General features: G+C 36.5%; 23 protein-coding genes. 6 read left to right on the top strand and 17 right to left on the bottom strand.

The genetic code is table 11. The features are described 5' to 3' along the window. Positions 1 to 70: 70 nt before the first annotated feature. The 17 genes from ACYIAM_RS07620 to ACYIAM_RS07540 form a co-directional block, all read right to left on the bottom strand. On the bottom strand, positions 71 to 1,309 hold the full coding sequence (locus ACYIAM_RS07620; RefSeq protein ID WP_483747851.1) for a PBECR2 nuclease fold domain-containing protein: 1,239 nt from the start codon (positions 1,307 to 1,309) through the stop codon (positions 71 to 73). Continuing rightward, positions 1,302 to 2,795, bottom strand: coding sequence for a DUF935 domain-containing protein (locus ACYIAM_RS07615; protein WP_483747850.1), 1,494 nt, complete (start codon positions 2,793 to 2,795; stop codon positions 1,302 to 1,304). Before ACYIAM_RS07615 ends, ACYIAM_RS07620 begins: the two co-directional genes overlap by 8 nt. After that, entirely contained in the window at positions 2,795 to 4,186 is a 1,392-nt protein-coding gene (locus tag ACYIAM_RS07610; protein WP_483747849.1) for a terminase large subunit domain-containing protein, read from the bottom strand. The genes ACYIAM_RS07615 and ACYIAM_RS07610 overlap by 1 nt, the downstream gene beginning before the upstream one ends. Next, positions 4,183 to 4,728: a phage protein Gp27 family protein gene (locus ACYIAM_RS07605; RefSeq protein WP_065574284.1), complete on the bottom strand. Its 546-nt coding sequence runs from the start codon at positions 4,726 to 4,728 to the stop codon at positions 4,183 to 4,185. Before ACYIAM_RS07605 ends, ACYIAM_RS07610 begins: the two co-directional genes overlap by 4 nt. A 2-nt stretch (positions 4,729 to 4,730) precedes the next feature. Further along, the gene (locus ACYIAM_RS07600; protein ID WP_483747848.1) at positions 4,731 to 5,027 is read right to left on the bottom strand and encodes a VpaChn25_0724 family phage protein; all 297 of its coding nucleotides are present in this window, start codon (positions 5,025 to 5,027) and stop codon (positions 4,731 to 4,733) included. Positions 5,028 to 5,033: 6 nt separating this feature from the next. Further along, complete coding sequence (locus tag ACYIAM_RS07595; protein WP_483747847.1) at positions 5,034 to 5,339, bottom strand: DUF2730 family protein; 306 nt, start codon at positions 5,337 to 5,339, stop codon at positions 5,034 to 5,036. After that, on the bottom strand, positions 5,336 to 5,533 hold the full coding sequence (locus ACYIAM_RS07590; RefSeq protein WP_075508863.1) for a TraR/DksA C4-type zinc finger protein: 198 nt from the start codon (positions 5,531 to 5,533) through the stop codon (positions 5,336 to 5,338). Before ACYIAM_RS07590 ends, ACYIAM_RS07595 begins: the two co-directional genes overlap by 4 nt. Positions 5,534 to 5,637: 104 nt before the next feature. After that, positions 5,638 to 6,105 (bottom strand): hypothetical protein, encoded by a 468-nt coding sequence (locus tag ACYIAM_RS07585; RefSeq protein WP_483747846.1) that lies wholly within the window; start codon positions 6,103 to 6,105, stop codon positions 5,638 to 5,640. Further along, the gene (locus ACYIAM_RS07580; protein WP_483747845.1) at positions 6,098 to 6,721 is read right to left on the bottom strand and encodes a transglycosylase SLT domain-containing protein; all 624 of its coding nucleotides are present in this window, start codon (positions 6,719 to 6,721) and stop codon (positions 6,098 to 6,100) included. The genes ACYIAM_RS07585 and ACYIAM_RS07580 overlap by 8 nt, the downstream gene beginning before the upstream one ends. A 2-nt stretch (positions 6,722 to 6,723) precedes the next feature. Beyond that, a complete protein-coding gene (locus ACYIAM_RS07575; RefSeq protein WP_483747844.1) occupies positions 6,724 to 7,131 on the bottom strand; it encodes a putative holin in 408 nt (135 codons plus the stop codon). Positions 7,132 to 7,252: 121 nt separating this feature from the next. After that, complete coding sequence (locus ACYIAM_RS07570) at positions 7,253 to 7,624, bottom strand: ASCH domain-containing protein (RefSeq protein WP_065574278.1); 372 nt, start codon at positions 7,622 to 7,624, stop codon at positions 7,253 to 7,255. Beyond that, positions 7,602 to 8,195: a hypothetical protein gene (locus ACYIAM_RS07565; protein WP_483747843.1), complete on the bottom strand. Its 594-nt coding sequence runs from the start codon at positions 8,193 to 8,195 to the stop codon at positions 7,602 to 7,604. The genes ACYIAM_RS07570 and ACYIAM_RS07565 overlap by 23 nt, the downstream gene beginning before the upstream one ends. Next, positions 8,096 to 8,671 (bottom strand): hypothetical protein, encoded by a 576-nt coding sequence (locus tag ACYIAM_RS07560; protein WP_483747842.1) that lies wholly within the window; start codon positions 8,669 to 8,671, stop codon positions 8,096 to 8,098. The genes ACYIAM_RS07565 and ACYIAM_RS07560 overlap by 100 nt, the downstream gene beginning before the upstream one ends. Positions 8,672 to 8,757: 86 nt before the next feature. Further along, the gene (locus ACYIAM_RS07555) at positions 8,758 to 9,084 is read right to left on the bottom strand and encodes a hypothetical protein (RefSeq protein ID WP_483747841.1); all 327 of its coding nucleotides are present in this window, start codon (positions 9,082 to 9,084) and stop codon (positions 8,758 to 8,760) included. Positions 9,085 to 9,114: 30 nt separating this feature from the next. Then, positions 9,115 to 9,513 (bottom strand): hypothetical protein, encoded by a 399-nt coding sequence (locus tag ACYIAM_RS07550; RefSeq protein WP_483747840.1) that lies wholly within the window; start codon positions 9,511 to 9,513, stop codon positions 9,115 to 9,117. After that, on the bottom strand, positions 9,497 to 9,964 hold the full coding sequence (locus ACYIAM_RS07545) for a hypothetical protein (protein ID WP_483747839.1): 468 nt from the start codon (positions 9,962 to 9,964) through the stop codon (positions 9,497 to 9,499). Before ACYIAM_RS07545 ends, ACYIAM_RS07550 begins: the two co-directional genes overlap by 17 nt. 4 nt (positions 9,965 to 9,968) lie before the next feature. Next, the gene (locus tag ACYIAM_RS07540) at positions 9,969 to 10,382 is read right to left on the bottom strand and encodes a helix-turn-helix domain-containing protein (RefSeq protein WP_483747838.1); all 414 of its coding nucleotides are present in this window, start codon (positions 10,380 to 10,382) and stop codon (positions 9,969 to 9,971) included. 93 nt (positions 10,383 to 10,475) lie between these two features. On the opposite strand from ACYIAM_RS07540, the gene ACYIAM_RS07535 reads away from it, so the two are divergent. The 6 genes from ACYIAM_RS07535 to ACYIAM_RS07510 are packed head-to-tail and all read left to right on the top strand — an operon-like array spanning position 10,476 to position 15,339. After that, positions 10,476 to 10,667, top strand: a complete 192-nt coding sequence (locus ACYIAM_RS07535) for a DNA-binding protein (RefSeq protein ID WP_065567015.1) — start codon at positions 10,476 to 10,478, stop codon at positions 10,665 to 10,667. A 45-nt stretch (positions 10,668 to 10,712) separates the two neighbouring features. Beyond that, the gene (locus tag ACYIAM_RS07530; RefSeq protein WP_160406635.1) at positions 10,713 to 11,021 is read left to right on the top strand and encodes a helix-turn-helix domain-containing protein; all 309 of its coding nucleotides are present in this window, start codon (positions 10,713 to 10,715) and stop codon (positions 11,019 to 11,021) included. A gap of 5 nt (positions 11,022 to 11,026) precedes the next feature. Then, positions 11,027 to 12,031 carry a hypothetical protein gene (locus ACYIAM_RS07525; protein WP_483747837.1) on the top strand — a complete coding sequence of 335 codons (1,005 nt, stop codon included), beginning with the start codon at positions 11,027 to 11,029 and terminating at the stop codon, positions 12,029 to 12,031. A 25-nt stretch (positions 12,032 to 12,056) separates the two neighbouring features. Further along, on the top strand, positions 12,057 to 13,835 hold the full coding sequence (locus ACYIAM_RS07520; RefSeq protein WP_483747836.1) for an integrase: 1,779 nt from the start codon (positions 12,057 to 12,059) through the stop codon (positions 13,833 to 13,835). Further along, positions 13,835 to 15,067, top strand: coding sequence for an ExeA family protein (locus ACYIAM_RS07515; protein WP_483747835.1), 1,233 nt, complete (start codon positions 13,835 to 13,837; stop codon positions 15,065 to 15,067). The genes ACYIAM_RS07520 and ACYIAM_RS07515 overlap by 1 nt, the downstream gene beginning before the upstream one ends. Further along, on the top strand, positions 15,067 to 15,339 hold the full coding sequence (locus tag ACYIAM_RS07510) for a hypothetical protein (RefSeq protein ID WP_483747834.1): 273 nt from the start codon (positions 15,067 to 15,069) through the stop codon (positions 15,337 to 15,339). Before ACYIAM_RS07515 ends, ACYIAM_RS07510 begins: the two co-directional genes overlap by 1 nt. Position 15,340: the final 1 nt, after the last annotated feature.

Raw genomic sequence — 15,340 nt, 5'->3', positions numbered from 1 at the left:
ACGCGGGCAGTCTCCGACAAGACGTCCAATCCCACGCGTAGCAACCTCAACTGTGTCGGTGGTTGAGGTTTTATTTTCGTTGATAAACATTCACACCAATTCGTAATGATTCTAAATAATTTTCGCGTTCAGCTGCAAAAGCGGTTACACCAATCCAACCATCATCACCAACCTCAAAAACTGATAACATCGGTTTTAGCTCTCCATCAATTAGATATCGAGCAATATAACGACGGCGAACGACAGATTTTTGCAATGCGGCAATCCATTCCAAACGTGTCCAAATTTCATCAGGCTCTTTGAGTGCATCGGCAAGTAATAGCAAATATTTTTCTCTGCCTAGTTTAGTCACTTTTGTTTTACCCGTTTTTTTCACAGTAAATAATGATTTACTAATTACTAACGGTTCACCGGTTACATCTCTAAATACAACAGGATTAGTTAAGTTTGCACCAAATTCATTTAGGAACAAATTAACATAATCATCATCAGTCAGCTTTTGTGTAATTAACCGATCAACGCTTGCTTTACGTGGTGCAGGTAAAGGATCTAATGCCCGTTGATTTGGAATACCCGGACTTTCAGCAGCAGTTACGAGCGCATCATCAAGAGGTTCTGGTACAAAGTGCTCAAGCCTTGATTGCCCTGGTATATGTTCAAAACTAGGGTCAACTCCCTCAGGTACTCGAACTATTCTAGGATTACCACTATTTTCCCCAATTACTCTATCAACCCAATTTATTGTTGGTGCTTTGTCAGGTTGATTTTTTCCCATTCTTTTTAGATCACCTTTAGTACGCCCACGAACGCGGCACTGACAATCATAGCCATTGGGTGGAAAGTGAGTATTCCACCAAGGATCATTAAAATCTAATACCAGATGATCCCAACTTTGATGAAGTTCTCTAGGGTGTTCAACATAATCACTATGTAAGTATTCTAGGTATGGAAATTTAGAATCACGTAATTGTTGATAGCGCCCAGCTTGATAAGAACTGTTTAAATTTGTTTCATAGATGATACGAGTACGCCAGTTAAAACCGCCGTTATAACTCCAACCATGACGTTCAACTATCTCAGCAAAGTCTTTACGGAACTCATCCAGTGTTGTGCCTTGGCTAATTGCTTTATCAATTGCTGCACGAAAATCATTTAGTAATGCATTACGATTAGCACCCGCCACAACAAAAGCATAATCATGCTCATTATTGTAGATATCTACATAGCTGTTTGTGGGCACATTTGCTTTACGCCGGAAAAACTCAATTTGCTCTTTAAATGGCAACGAGCCATATGCCACATTAACCATTTTTGCTATCCTCAAGTAGTTCTGTGCGACCCGCTAAATTAGCTGCTGTTAATGCGTCAGCCATGACCTTTGCATATTCATCTAATTGCATATCGGGAATTAGCTCAAATAACTTATCACGCAATTCTTCTAAGGATTGTACGCTATCAACCAGTTCTTTAATTTGATTAATCCATTTATCAGTAACGGGATGCATCTCGGTGTTTAATCTTTGTGACTGAAGTACTGGCGCAAAGGTATTCGGTTGCTGTTCGGCAAAATCAACGTTTTTTAAAGATTGCACATCAATCGGTTCTGCTAGTTGTGGTTTTTCTTCCCACTCGCCACCATAAGTATCTTGCACATATGCAAGGGTTGGGCGATAGCCGGTTGACTCAATAATGTTCTTATCACGTTCTGATAATGATTTCAGATCCTCAGGTTCATCAAAAATACGTGAAACTTGAGGAACCGCAGCACTGGGAAAATTCATCTGTGTAAACCATGTGCCTGGACCACGATTCCAACTTTCACACATCACATCAGAATCTGATTTAGCAATTGATGTTAGTACCGTAGCTTGTAATGATTCATCACCACCGATTGAGCTAGATGCACCGCCTGAAGAAGTGATTTGACCAACAGTTACACGCCGAATAGCTTCGTTCATTGAGTCGTAAAAAGCTTTGTAATCGCCTGCGCCTGAGCGTGCTATTTGTAGCAATTCAAGCGTCATGCCATCTGGCATGATGATGCCTGAATCGGTCTGAATTGCACGAGTGAGTGACAGTAAGTCCCGTTTTTGTTCAGGTGTTGCACCTGTGCCGTATTTACCTACCGCAGTTGGCATACCAAACTTTTCAAGAAATATAAGCCAGAACTTAATATCATTGCGTTTAAAAAAGCTTGGCCAGTAAAGCCAATGAGCCAAGCCTAGGCCATACGGTTCATCATCATGATCGGCACCAGTTGCATAATGCCAAAAATACGGTGCTTCGCATGCTATCCCCTCATGCATATTATTGTGTGTCAGTAAACGCAGTTCACCGGTTGGAGTAAAGCGAAAACGACGGCGATCACGAACTTTGATATCGTCAATCCAATATAGATTATCTTTGATGCCATAAATTAACTCCGCCACAGCATAACCGTAAAAAACACCGTAGTGCATTAGTTTAGTCACTCGGTCAAATCCAACCGATTTCAGTAACTCACTCATAGCTTCAGCAGCTTCGGTATCAATTTGTTTATCGCCTCCGGGTTCCACTTTCCACTCACGAGATATAACAGCATCTTGACGTTGGGTAAATGCTGACTTGACTTCATCATCATTCAATACTTCTTTGTAAATATCTAAACGACCACCACCCCGATTACGAAGAACACTATCATCTGGCTGCGCTAGCGAACCAACATACAATTTAGTAATATCATTATTTTCGCCTGTGCCTGCCAGTTCTCTTCCTGTTTCAATCTTTGGCTTTTTACCTTTAAACCAGTTAAACATTAAATAAATCCTCCAAAATCGTTACCGCCCCGTACCGTGCCAAAGCCTGTATCGGTTGTTTCCAGTTCTGAGCTACTCGAATATTGATTCAATGAACGGTAAGAATCACGAACGCCTAGTGATTGGTATTCAATTTCATACCCATCTTGGCTAGCTGCATTAATTGCAAGAAAGGCAGCCCAAGTTCTATCAGCATGACCATTACTATCAGAATCAGCAACAAAACGTGGTTGTCCCGTTGCTCCAGTAACTTTTTTCAACTTATGCAAATCGGCACGAAGGGCATTATTGCCAGCGGGAATACGAAGTTTTCTATCTTGAAATGCTTGTTTACCTTGTGTTGCTAATGTTAATTTATTGGGAGCGGTAAATAGCACACCTTCAACAACCATTTCACCATAGCGCCGTTTAGCATCCTCCACCGGCTTTTCACCCATACCTGTTTGGTCCATACAGATACGAATAACACGATAACGCCTAAAAACATCATCAAGCAGTAAATCTTGTTCAACAAAAGAGAGTCGCTTTCTCTCAATAATTTCACGAGTCCAAAGAACATCGCCCACTTGTTCAATGACCCAAATAACAAATAGGTCATTACGTGTAGCAATATCAACGCCAACAAAACAAGGATTGCCTGTATAGTGTTCGGGAACTCCTGCTTTTTCATCTTCGACACTGGTTATTAAATCAAAATCAAGCCAACTGCTGGCTTCATCAAGCCATTTGAGCTCAAACTCTTGTGCCCATAAATCATCATCACCGGCACCTCGTCGCAACTCTTCAATATTACGTGGTAAACCATCTGCCACACATTGATAAATATCAGCAGTATGACGTGACCAACCATCATCTTTACCTGTCATCAGCTCATAAAATTTATTGCCTTTGCCATTTGGAGTGCTGATCACACGCAGTTTTAAACCGGGCTTTGAGATAACAGGGAACAATGCTTTCCAAATTGCCCGGCTATCTTGGTGAAAGGCAAATTCATCAAGTAAAACACTAGCACTAAAACCACGAGCAGTATCAGGATTGGCAGGTAAAGCAGTAATTTTACTACCACCAGGTAATTCAACTTCTAACGCTCTAATATTGGCATCCCAATCATAATCGAGTTCTTTAAAACCTGCGGACATTGCACGCAGATGAATTTTAACCCCCTCATTCATGGCTTCGCGTGCTTGACGTTCACCACGTGATAAAATAACCCAACGCGCACGTTTACCTTGAGCTTCAGCTCGCAAACAGTCGAGTACAATTTGCAATGTACTGGTAAAGGTTTTACCACATTGGCGAGAGAACATTGCAATAGCAAAACGGCTAGTATCATTAACCCATCGCTTTTGGTAATCATATAATTTAAGAGCTGATTCGGTTTGTGTTGTCATAAGTCATACGCCGCTTTAATTACTTTCGCTAACATCTCAGCTGGTACTTCGCCTGTTTTTTCTAGCTCATCCAGTTTTTCTTTTTGCTCACGCAATAACTTTTCACGTGCGGCTTTCTCTATTTCCTGCCTCTCTTTAAAGCTTAATTGCCTTGCTTGCATGGCTTCTTTGGCTGCTTTCGCTAAAAAACTAATTTCTTTAATCGTGATATCTTCTGATTCATGCGCTTTAAATGCTGCACGCGTTGCCAGCGTTGTAACAGCCTGAGCAAGTAGTGCCCCTGATTTATCATCAACACTATCACCAAGTTCATCAACCAAAATACGTGATGCCGTTTCAATTTCACGTAAGCTATTGGTCATTTCATTAAATCCCTTCTGATATCGATGCAAACTGCTTCTGCTAGGAGTTTCATTGCTTGGGAATTTTTGTTGCAGTTCTGCAATCATCTCATCAAGAGTAAGTTGATCCGCTCGTAATAGTTTTTCAATGTATGAACGAACTTCGGGTTCTAATTTGTGGATCGTTGATTTACGTCCCATAATTACGCTCCTGCGCTTGGACGTTTTACACCAGGCACAACAACTTTACCGGTAGCCACATCAGCACCAAAATCGGTTAAACGTGCAACAATAACACTACCGATTGTTTCGATTTTGATTAAATCTTGCTGTCCAAGCCAACTTAAATGGGTTTTAACTTGATCACGACTAATAGCGTGGCCATAGTGATCTAACGCACTATAGATAATGCTAGAATTACTGCTATAACTTGGCATTTCATATAAGATACGCAAAATAACCAACCGTTGATCTTCTTTTAAAAATTCAGCGTAGCTCATAATCCCTCACTTGTTCTTTAATAAAAATTGGTTAATGTTATCTAATTGACGAGATAACCCTGATAGTCGATCGCTTAACTGATTTAAAGTTGCTTCATTGCTACTTAGTTTTTCAATCAATTTGGTTACCTGATGCTGAGTTGGTAATGACTTAACCGTCTCTTCAACTTGTGTTACTCGAATACGTAAGTCTAGTAGCTCTTTTTGGCTAGCCGATTGACGTCCAATTAACCATGAGTAAACACCAACCACCGCCATTACAGCCCATTGCAGAAACTGCCAGTTAAAGGTAAGTTCATTAAAATTCATCATTTATTCCTTTTTTCTTCCAATGCTGCACATTCAATACATAAATCAGTAACGACTAACTTTCGACGTGCTTCAGCTATAGGCTCTTCACAGATTCGACAATACAGGCTTGATACTCCTGCCTTTGCTTGATGTTTTGCTAGTATTCGTTCCCGTGCTTCCATTTCTACAGTTGATGCTAAATCAGCGTTGTCCATTGTTTACCTCGTTAATATATTTTATTAGTTCAATAAATCGACCTGAGCACTGCCCATATTGGTCATAAAGCTGTTTTAAGGCTTCAGCTAAACCATCCGCCATATTATTTCGTCGTTTTACGGGTAATTCGCATGGTACCGTCAGTTGTGCTGGTAAAACCATGGGTTGTTGCTTGAGCGGCATTTGCACGGGCTGAGTCGATGAACTGCAAGACACTATCATCAAACACGCAATGACTGCGATCATTAGCCGTTTTGTTAAGTGCATCTTGTAATGCTTGATTTGATTGTTCATCATATAATTTCCTTTCTGCTATCTGCTGTGACAATGAATAACTTGCATCGTTAGCGGTTTTAGTTAGTTGCGTTGTGCTCTCAATCAATTGGCTTAAAGTATCTGCTACTTTTTGGGCTTCTAAAGCAATATATTCTTGCTTGGCTATTGCTTTGCCATGACTGATACCTAATCGGTAAAGTGAACCAAAACCAACAATTAAAATTATTCCTAATAAAAAGTAACTTTTATTGCTCACAAAAAAGCTTTTGATTAATTTGTATATATTTTTAATCATCACAAACTCCTAAACCCCAATTTTCAGTAATGTAAACAGGTTGCCAACGGTAGATAATGCGAATCGGATAATCACGGTTTTCTTTAAAATTAATGCTTTTACGACCGCCATTAATATTTTCAACTACCCCCCAGTAATGTGTTGCATCTTGGTATTCTCGTTTTGCTCGCTGACGATCTCGATTCACCCAACCAAGCCCACCGTTATATGCCGAAAGGGTGAATCCCCATCTATCACAATCACTAGCAGTTTCATTTACGCGTTGATATAACCAATAATCATATTGAACTAAGGCACGCAGTGCCCAAGATGGGTTATAAGGTTCGTTGCTACCCAATGATTTAGGGTAAGCCCCTGCAATCCAATCCGCCGTTGCAGGCATAAATTGAGCAAGCCCCTGTGCACCTACTGGTGATTTTGCGTTTACTTTCCATCGAGATTCCTGATGAATTTGCGCTGCAAATAATGAAACAGGTGCATCAAGACCAAATATTGCTCGTGCATTACGTGTCAGTTCCCGTTGATGTTGCTTAGCATCATTTGGTACACCTGCTATAGCAGGTGCTAAATGACAACTAAACAGCATAAACACAATAATTAAAGTTAAATAACGCATGGCTATAATCCAAGTGTTACGCCAAGGATTACAGCAAAAACAATTAATGCACGGCGAATTAGAACAACCGCAAAAATCATCCGATAAGGTTCTAATACAGGGTATTCGGCTAAGTAATTGGCATTTGATTTGTCATATAATCTACCGTCTTTTTTGTATTTAATTTGATAGAAGTTTTTACCATCTTTTTTCCAATCAGTACAAAGATAACTACCTGGAGAAGAATAAGGAAAAAGAGCACGGTCAAGGTGATAACCAACAACAGCAGAAAGTAAAACAAGAGACAGTTTGTAAGCTACAACTGGCAACTGTTGAGGTGAGAGTAACGTAATAATTGCAAATAAAGTAATAGCGACTAAATACCATTTAAGCAGACGAATTTGGGATAATTTTTTGATAGGGTGTTCCATAAAAAAACCTCATAATTAATTAGATTAATGTATGAGGTTATTATGATCTTACTTACTTGAAATGTAATTTGAACGGGGGCAGATTATTCATTAACAATCTAAATGTAATTGATATTTTCAATTATAAATAACGGTATGATTGAGGTGCCACAATATTATTACCTAAATAGTTCAAAGGTTTAGGTTCCTCATATTGAGTCACTCTACCAACAGCGATAGCAAAGGCTTGCTGTTTTTGTTCAAAATATGCATCATAAAACCGCTTACTTATACCCGCATATTTTTTTGTTTTTTCCCACACTAAATCAGGATTATCCGATATTACGTAATCTATATCAAATTCTCCAACGACTTTTCCAACAGGCATTGTTGCATAAATCACTATAGTCTTAACCGATTTATTTTTAAAAATATTTTTTCTAAATTCAAATCGTTTTTCACCAGATAATATTTTTGTTACAAATTCTGGCTTAATTGATAATAAGACTTTCATTAATTTCACCTAGTTTTAATATTTTTTCAAATTGATTATCGCTTAGTTTTAAACAAGACCATCTTTCTTTTTCGTTTAAACCAACCTCATCGATTAGTGTCGCTCTATTGGGGCGACGAGATAATGCGATATTATATGTAAACTTTATTACATAACAAGGAGAATAAGTTTTATAATAATTTTTAGAATAAAATTGATTCAATTCATCTAATGTAAATACACTGTATTTACTACAATAGTCAACAAACTTTTTATTATTAGAAAAAGAAGAAATAGTCCTTACTTCTTCAACAACACAGATTGATGTCGTAACGGCAGAATAATGGGCGCTTTTACCTTCTTCTCTTGTTCTATAAATTACTACAATATCCCCTTTATTAAAATTACCAGTCATTGGGATATTAGAAATATAAACTTTATGAATACTATTTGTATGTGAAACATCATCAATTATTGAGCTTGATTCTGTTTTTAAAATTGAATCAGGAAAAAGTTGAGTATGATATTTTGGGTATACAGCCAATAAATATTTATTTGTTTTAGTATTAATATATGGGTAATCTTTTTCCAAATCCCCAAAAAAGTTCTTTTTTTTAATAATACATTTTCTATACCATTATTACTTTGTTTTGTACCATGTATACAAAAACCATATCGTTTAAAAAGCTCAATTAAATAATCATGTTTATCAAAAACTGTAACGTATATCCCTGAAACATTATTTGCTACGGCGTTATCAAATATTTTTTTTATAAAACGCTCACCACGTAATGTTCCAGCAGGGTTAAATTTAAATGTTCCTATTTTTAAATATAAACCATTTATTAAAGGTGGATTTATATCATCAATATTATTTTCTAACTTTAAATACATAAAACCATCGATAGACGAATGATTATAATTATATAAAACAAATGCAGAATCTTGAGTTTTGACTTTTTTATTCCACCAATCAACAAAACCATGAGCATAATCGCGTTTTAACGAATCAAAAAAAGGGTCTGAAAAATTGACTTCTGCGAATTTTTGTATCTTTAAGTTATCCATATCTATTCCTCATATTTGAAATTGACAATAATTATAGGTTTTATTAGATTTAGCTATTAATGTTAATTATTCCATTACTGTAAAACTTACTCTTCCCCACAATCTTTCTGTTCTTCAACTTCTTTTAATTGCGCCAACCGCCTATTAGCACTTTTCAGCGCTTCACCTTTTTCGATAACATTGCCAACCCCAAAATCACCTAAAAAGGATAGAACGGAACGACCATCAAATTTACTTTCTTTGTCAACATGTTCTATAAAACCTTGAACTTTTGCTTTTTCTAGTGCTATTTCACGGCAAGTCATGGTTTCTTTTTCATATTGAGTTAGCTCACCTTGTCGCCCGTAATTTTTAGTAGCACATCCAGTTAAACCTAAAGCTAAACATAAAATTAGTAAATTTAATTTATTCATACTCAACCCTATTTATTTAAATATTCAATATTAACCATCAATAATCTTCATTTTCTCAATAACTTCAAATCTATCTGTGTTTGTTAAATGACTAACTTCTTCAACACCACCTTGGGATAAAAGTAATCCACTTATTTCAGATGGATTTTTGTAGATTGCAAATTCATATTCTTTATAACCAGTAAACGCACCATACCCATTTTTAGCATTAATAAATACAACATAAACAGTTGCATCATGACCATCTATTTTTCCTTGCATATAGCCTTTAAATATATATTGTGCACTATCTGGATCTTTCAGTTTACCCATCATATAGTTTTTTATTTTTCCCTCATATTCTGGGTGAGAATCACAGCCAACTAGCCAAAAAACACTAAATACAATTGAAATGCAAAATAACCAAGATATTTTATTTATTATTTTCATTTTCGCCCCTCAATTTTCTTCTTTGAATTTCAAGCTCTAACTCATAAATTACTTTGTTGTTTTCAACAAAAATCGCATTTAAATATTTAGTTCGTGAATATAACAATCTTGATAAAATTGAAAGTGAAAGCATAGAAATGATAACAATAACAAACAAGATATTACTCAGAAAGAAAGAATTTGATATACCGTTTGTTAGAATAGAATTCACATTTAATAGCGCAACAAAAAATAAAGACAAAGTAAGTAACAGAATAGAAACCGAAGGAATATTAAAATATTTTCTTCTAATTATTTTTCTATTTTCATTTTTAAAACCACAGACAGCATCTAACAGTTCTTCTAACGTTAAATCATTAACATCTAAGTTAGAATTTTTTAATTCAATACAGATATTATAGATATTATTTGCTGCAACTTGTCCAACTGTATGATTAAAATGTTGCTCCATAATCTCACCTTTTCCTTTTCACTCCAATATTATTATAAATATTCTCTGCAGAAACTTGACCAGCTATATTTCCGTTAAAAATTTGTTTGGCGGATGTCTGCTGAGCTGTTCCTGCGGTTAAAGCGCCTAGAGCAGCTGCTTTAATAGCTAATGGTGCATTACGATATAATTCAATTAATTCTTTTTCTTCTCTAGATAAAATTAGACCAACTTGTTTTTCTCCAGTTAAAATATATTGAATATCAGCACCAATTTTAGAAAATGCAATTAGTACTTCCATACCTGGTGATATAGTACCAGCTTCGTATCTACTCCACGTTTCACGTTTAATGCCAAATAATTCAGCGATAGCTGATTGAGTTAATTTTAATTTTTTTCGTTCTTCTTTAATTCTATCTTTTGGTGATGTAATAGTCACAAAAACCCCTTGACTTTGTGATTTAAAAATCACAAAATATAACACATAATTTATAAATCACTTATTAATAACTTATATCAAAAGGAGCTAAAAATGTCTAAAGTTCTCACTCCCGAACAAGTTAAGCAACAATTTCAACAAAAAGGCAAAACTATCAAATCTTGGGCGATTGAAAATGGTTACCACCCCGTTGTTGTTTATAACGTTTTAAATGGTTTAAGCCGTGCTCATCGTGGTAAAACACACGATATAGCAGTAAAACTTGGCTTAAAACAAGCTTACTAATGCTGATTGTAACAGTTTTTCATATACAGAAAAAGGGCGAAAAACATGCATAGATCACAAATTTCAACATCTGGTACTCGGATACTTAAGGTACTAAAAGCGCTTAAAGGTTATACATTAACGGGGTTATCTAATGGCGATATCGCAAAGATGATCAATGAATCACCTGTTAATGTAACGCGTTCACTTCAAACACTAATCGAGGAAGGACTAGTAATTAAGTTAGATAATGGTTTGTTTGCTCATAGTGTGCAAATGTTGCAAATAGCACAGGCGCATGCAATTCACATCACTAAAATGCAAGACCAAATAACAGAAATCAATCAGCGTATTACTGCTGGTTCAAGAGGATAAATAAAATGGCAAGAACAGCAAATCCAACTAAAGACGAAATTGAACTACCTGCAATTGATGAGCAAGGGATTAATGAGGTGATGAATACCATGACCGCCATTCAAAGCGAATACAACGAAGAACGCGATCTGGTTAATCAGCTTTTAGGTCAAGCGCAAATGGCAGATGCCTTTGGCAAATTTTCCAAGACCGTCTTGACTTCAAAAATGGCTTATGTCAAAGAAAACAAGCTTTACAAAGGATTAGCAGGAAAGAAAACTCAAGACGGTCTTGGGTTTTCTGGGACATGGGAGGAGTTTTGTAATTTATTGGGTTATACCCCTGAACATGCAAATGAAGCAATTTCGAATTTAACTAATTTTGGTGAAGAAGCCCTTGAATCTATGTCACGCATGGGCATCGGCTACCGTGAATTACGCCAATATCGCAAACTGCCCGAAGACCAAAAAACAGCACTGATTGAAGTTGCCAAAGCAGGTGATAAAGAGGCATTAGTTGAATTGGCAGAAGAATTTATTGCTAAAAATGCTAAAGAAAAAGAGCAGCTCAAAAAAGAAAATAGTAATTTGCAAGCTGATTATAAAGCCCTGAGCAAGCGTAATGCTGATGTAGCTAAAGAAAAGGAAGAATTAGCAATAAAATTAGCTCAATTCGAAATGAAAACCGTGCCACTTGATGAGCGTTTAGAGCCGTTTAAAAAACAAATAGCAGAAACGCAATCACGTATGGATAAGCTATTTGAAGAACAAAGGCAGTATGTAGACATTATGTATAAATTAATGCTCGAAATACTGGAGAATGACCCTGATTACGATCCCGAAAAACCATATTCATTGCCTGAATCAATGCAAATTGCATTATTAACATTGAATGGTTCAGCCGTATTAACTTTAGATCAAGCTCGTTATGTACATCGTGAACTTTGGAGCAAATTTGATAGCGATATTATAGAAGCTCAACAGCGACAAGAATCTTTAGTAAATGAGAATATCCAAGATTTATATAAATGATATTTCATATCAAGGGAATTTAAAAATGGTATCACCTAATATTCGCAACTATTTAAATGAATTAGCAATTAAGCTAGATAACACAGATTTTGGTTCAAGAAGCGCTATTATGAGTGAAGCTCAAGCCTTTTTAGGTATTTCTAAACAAACTATTTACCGACAATTAAAAGAGTTTTGTGGTTGGTCAAGTGATCGGAAATGCAGAGCTGATAAAGGTGATACAAGTGTTTCTGATATTGCTTTAAATGTGGTCGGAGCAATATGTAAAGAGTCGGTGCGTGATAATGGTAAACAAACTATGTTTACAACAACAGCAACAAGTATTGCAAAACAAAATGGTTATGAAATTGGTGTAAGTACTAATCATTTTACAAGGTTATTACGAAACCGCAAAATGAATGTAAAAGCACAACAAGTAGCAAATCCTGTTCAGTCATTACGTGCATTACATCCCAATCATGTGCACGAAGTAGATCCCTCTCTATGCCTAATTTATTACATGAAAGATAAACAACATATTATGCGTGACCGTGATTTTTATAAAAATAAGTTAGGAAACTACGCAAAAGTTAAATACAAAGTCTGGCGTTATACTTTGTATGACCGTGCATCTGGTGTGATTATACCTTGGTATGTTGAAGCAGCTGGCGAAAACCAACACTCATTATTCCAGTTTTTAATGTTTGCTTGGGGTAAGCAAGATGGGCGTTTATTTCATGGTGTGCCAAAGTTATTGTATTGGGATAAAGGTTCGGCGAATACATCATCAGCAATCAAAAATTTGCTAGACCATTTAGAAGTTAAATATATGGAACACGAATCTGGCAATGCAAGGGCTAAAGGTGGTGTTGAAAACGCCAATAATATTATCGAAACACAATTTGAAAGCCGTTTAAAGTTTCAACCAGTTAACTGTATTGATGAGTTAAATCATGCAGCAATGAACTGGGCGGAAGCATATAACGCTAATCGTTTACCTGGGCAAGATACACGTTTGCGTCGTATTGGGTTATCAGAACCTGTATCACGTCAATCACTTTGGCAACATATTACGGCAGAGCAGTTACGCACATTGCCATCAATAGAAGTTTGTCAGGCATTAATGGCAAGCCGTGAGCAAGAACGACAAGTGAAAGCTGATTTAACCATTAGTTTCAAACATCCGCAAGCTGATAGTTCGCTTATTTATAGTTTAAAAGGTTTAGATGGTATTGCTGTTAAAGATAAAGTCAGTGTGCGTTCATTAGTTTACGGTGATTGTGCTATTCAAATTGAAGTCCCCCGTTATGACGGTGAAGCACTGATTTATCGTGTTGAGCCAGATCGCAATTTTGATAAGTTTGGACAACGTTTAGATGCACCGGTGATTGGTGAGGAATATAAATCTAAAGGTGATACTGAAATTGAACAAGCGGCAAAAGCGATGGATCAAGTGGCATACCCAAATATGACCGAAGATGAAATCAAAAAAGCGAAGCAAAAACAAGTTGCACCATTCGGCGGTCAGCTCAATACACTCAGTTATCTAGATGATATTAATCATCCTGCTTATTTTGAACAAAAAGGTAATGAAATTGAAACACCGGAACATTTAAAGCCAGCTACCACAACATTAACACTAACTGCGGCTTTAATGCGTATTACAAGTTCAATCGGTCGCAGATTAACAACTGATGAAAATAAATGGCTATCCGCTCGTTATCAAGATGGTGTTCCTGAAGATTCGTTAGATTCACTAATTCGTACATTTACAACACCTGTTGCAGTTGGTAACGGTACGACAGGGTTTAGGAGTGTTAAATAATGCTGAAATTAAAAAGCGTAATGACGCAATTCAATATCAAACAAGCACAACTCGCTAAGCATATTGAATACAAAGGTAATTCAATCAGCCAAGCAGTTATTAGTCAGATTGTTAATCATGATATTTGGCCACGCTCAATTAAACGTGAAGAGCTAGAAAACAAAATTGAAAAAGCGTTAATAAAATTAGGTTTAAGCAATGATTATTTACTAAATATTTTTGAAGAAGAAACTGACACAGCCGAAATCTTGGCGGACGACGCTGTGCCAGTTGACTCAAATGAAAAACACTTAACAAAGGAGTCAGCCTATATGTTACTACGAAAACAAACTATAAATCGAGATGCACGGGCACATTTCCGTATTCCTAGGGATCCATTTACGGATGAAATGACCGAAGATGCTGATGTTTATCTATCCGATGATATTCGTTATGTACGTGCAGCAATGCGTCAAACGGCAAAGCATGGGGGTATGTTGGCCGTGATTGGTGAGTCTGGCAGTGGTAAATCAACATTGCGCCATGATTTAATTGATTGGATCAACATTAATCATGAACCTATTACCGTTATAGAACCCTATGTACTCGGTTTAGAAGATAACGAGGTTAAAGGCAAATCGTTAAAAAGTATGGATATTAGTGGTGCAATCATCAATGCAATTGATCCACAAGCAAAACCAAAACGCAGTGCTGAAGCACGAGCAAGGCAAATGCATACTTTACTTAAAAATAGCGCATTATCAGGTCGTAAACATTTAATGATTATTGAAGAAGCGCATGGTTTATCAATTCATACGCTTAAGCATTTAAAACGCTTTTATGAGCTACAAGAAGGCTTTAAAAAACTGCTATCAATTATTTTAATTGGCCAAACAGAATTACAAACAAAACTATCAGAGTATAACCCTGAAGTTCGTGAAGTGGTTCAGCGTTGTGAAGTTGTGAACTTAAAACCACTTGATTTTAAAGTTGAAGAATATATCAAGCATAAATTTTCACGTGTTGATATGGACTATACAACGTTATTTGATTCATCTGCATTTACTGAAATCATCAATCGGTTACGTGTTGCAACAACACGTCGAGGTGAAAAACAAGTGCGTTCATTATGTTACCCATTAGCAGTAAATAACCTTGTTTCTAACGCATTAAATCTAGCTGCACGCATAGGCGCACCAAAAGTTACAGGTGAAATAATTATTGAGTGTATCAAAGACCGAGGAGATATCTGATGAAAAAGAACCAACTCATCAATAATAGCATCAATGCGGTTAATAAGGCTGTAACTATATTATCTAATGAAGAATTTACCGTCATTGGTTTTTATCATGATTCACTTTCAAAGCCAACTATTGAAATTGAGCATCACCCAAAGTGCAATAAGTATATAGATGCAGGTCAAGCAACGTATTATCGCCACGATAGTCACTATCGATTTGGACAGTTTGAATTAAATGGCTGTCGAATTGTGTGGAAAGAACGCGATATTAGTCGTTTGCATTAAT

The organism is Gilliamella sp. X-60 (genome assembly GCF_057063585.1).
Note: the sequence above shows the minus strand (reverse complement) of the source record. Positions and strands in the feature narration are given on the sequence as shown.

Excerpts from the sequence above, each read along its gene's own strand:
- ACYIAM_RS07510 (WP_483747834.1), top strand. The coding sequence starts at position 15,067 with ATGAAAAAGAACCAACTCATCAATAATAGCATCAATGCGGTTAATAAG.
- ACYIAM_RS07610 (WP_483747849.1), bottom strand. The coding sequence starts at position 4,186 with ATGACAACACAAACCGAATCAGCTCTTAAATTATATGATTACCAAAAG.
- ACYIAM_RS07520 (WP_483747836.1), top strand. The coding sequence starts at position 12,057 with ATGGTATCACCTAATATTCGCAACTATTTAAATGAATTAGCAATTAAG.
- ACYIAM_RS07560 (WP_483747842.1), bottom strand. The coding sequence starts at position 8,671 with ATGGATAACTTAAAGATACAAAAATTCGCAGAAGTCAATTTTTCAGAC.
- ACYIAM_RS07555 (WP_483747841.1), bottom strand. The coding sequence starts at position 9,084 with ATGAATAAATTAAATTTACTAATTTTATGTTTAGCTTTAGGTTTAACT.
- ACYIAM_RS07525 (WP_483747837.1), top strand. The coding sequence starts at position 11,027 with ATGGCAAGAACAGCAAATCCAACTAAAGACGAAATTGAACTACCTGCA.
- ACYIAM_RS07575 (WP_483747844.1), bottom strand. The coding sequence starts at position 7,131 with ATGGAACACCCTATCAAAAAATTATCCCAAATTCGTCTGCTTAAATGG.
- ACYIAM_RS07600 (WP_483747848.1), bottom strand. The coding sequence starts at position 5,027 with ATGAGCTACGCTGAATTTTTAAAAGAAGATCAACGGTTGGTTATTTTG.
- ACYIAM_RS07605 (WP_065574284.1), bottom strand. The coding sequence starts at position 4,728 with ATGGGACGTAAATCAACGATCCACAAATTAGAACCCGAAGTTCGTTCA.
- ACYIAM_RS07530 (WP_160406635.1), top strand. The coding sequence starts at position 10,713 with ATGCATAGATCACAAATTTCAACATCTGGTACTCGGATACTTAAGGTA.
- ACYIAM_RS07585 (WP_483747846.1), bottom strand. The coding sequence starts at position 6,105 with ATGATTAAAAATATATACAAATTAATCAAAAGCTTTTTTGTGAGCAAT.
- ACYIAM_RS07570 (WP_065574278.1), bottom strand. The coding sequence starts at position 7,624 with ATGAAAGTCTTATTATCAATTAAGCCAGAATTTGTAACAAAAATATTA.
- ACYIAM_RS07590 (WP_075508863.1), bottom strand. The coding sequence starts at position 5,533 with ATGGACAACGCTGATTTAGCATCAACTGTAGAAATGGAAGCACGGGAA.
- ACYIAM_RS07615 (WP_483747850.1), bottom strand. The coding sequence starts at position 2,795 with ATGTTTAACTGGTTTAAAGGTAAAAAGCCAAAGATTGAAACAGGAAGA.
- ACYIAM_RS07620 (WP_483747851.1), bottom strand. The coding sequence starts at position 1,309 with ATGGTTAATGTGGCATATGGCTCGTTGCCATTTAAAGAGCAAATTGAG.
- ACYIAM_RS07580 (WP_483747845.1), bottom strand. The coding sequence starts at position 6,721 with ATGCGTTATTTAACTTTAATTATTGTGTTTATGCTGTTTAGTTGTCAT.
- ACYIAM_RS07535 (WP_065567015.1), top strand. The coding sequence starts at position 10,476 with ATGTCTAAAGTTCTCACTCCCGAACAAGTTAAGCAACAATTTCAACAA.
- ACYIAM_RS07545 (WP_483747839.1), bottom strand. The coding sequence starts at position 9,964 with ATGGAGCAACATTTTAATCATACAGTTGGACAAGTTGCAGCAAATAAT.
- ACYIAM_RS07550 (WP_483747840.1), bottom strand. The coding sequence starts at position 9,513 with ATGAAAATAATAAATAAAATATCTTGGTTATTTTGCATTTCAATTGTA.
- ACYIAM_RS07515 (WP_483747835.1), top strand. The coding sequence starts at position 13,835 with ATGCTGAAATTAAAAAGCGTAATGACGCAATTCAATATCAAACAAGCA.
- ACYIAM_RS07595 (WP_483747847.1), bottom strand. The coding sequence starts at position 5,339 with ATGATGAATTTTAATGAACTTACCTTTAACTGGCAGTTTCTGCAATGG.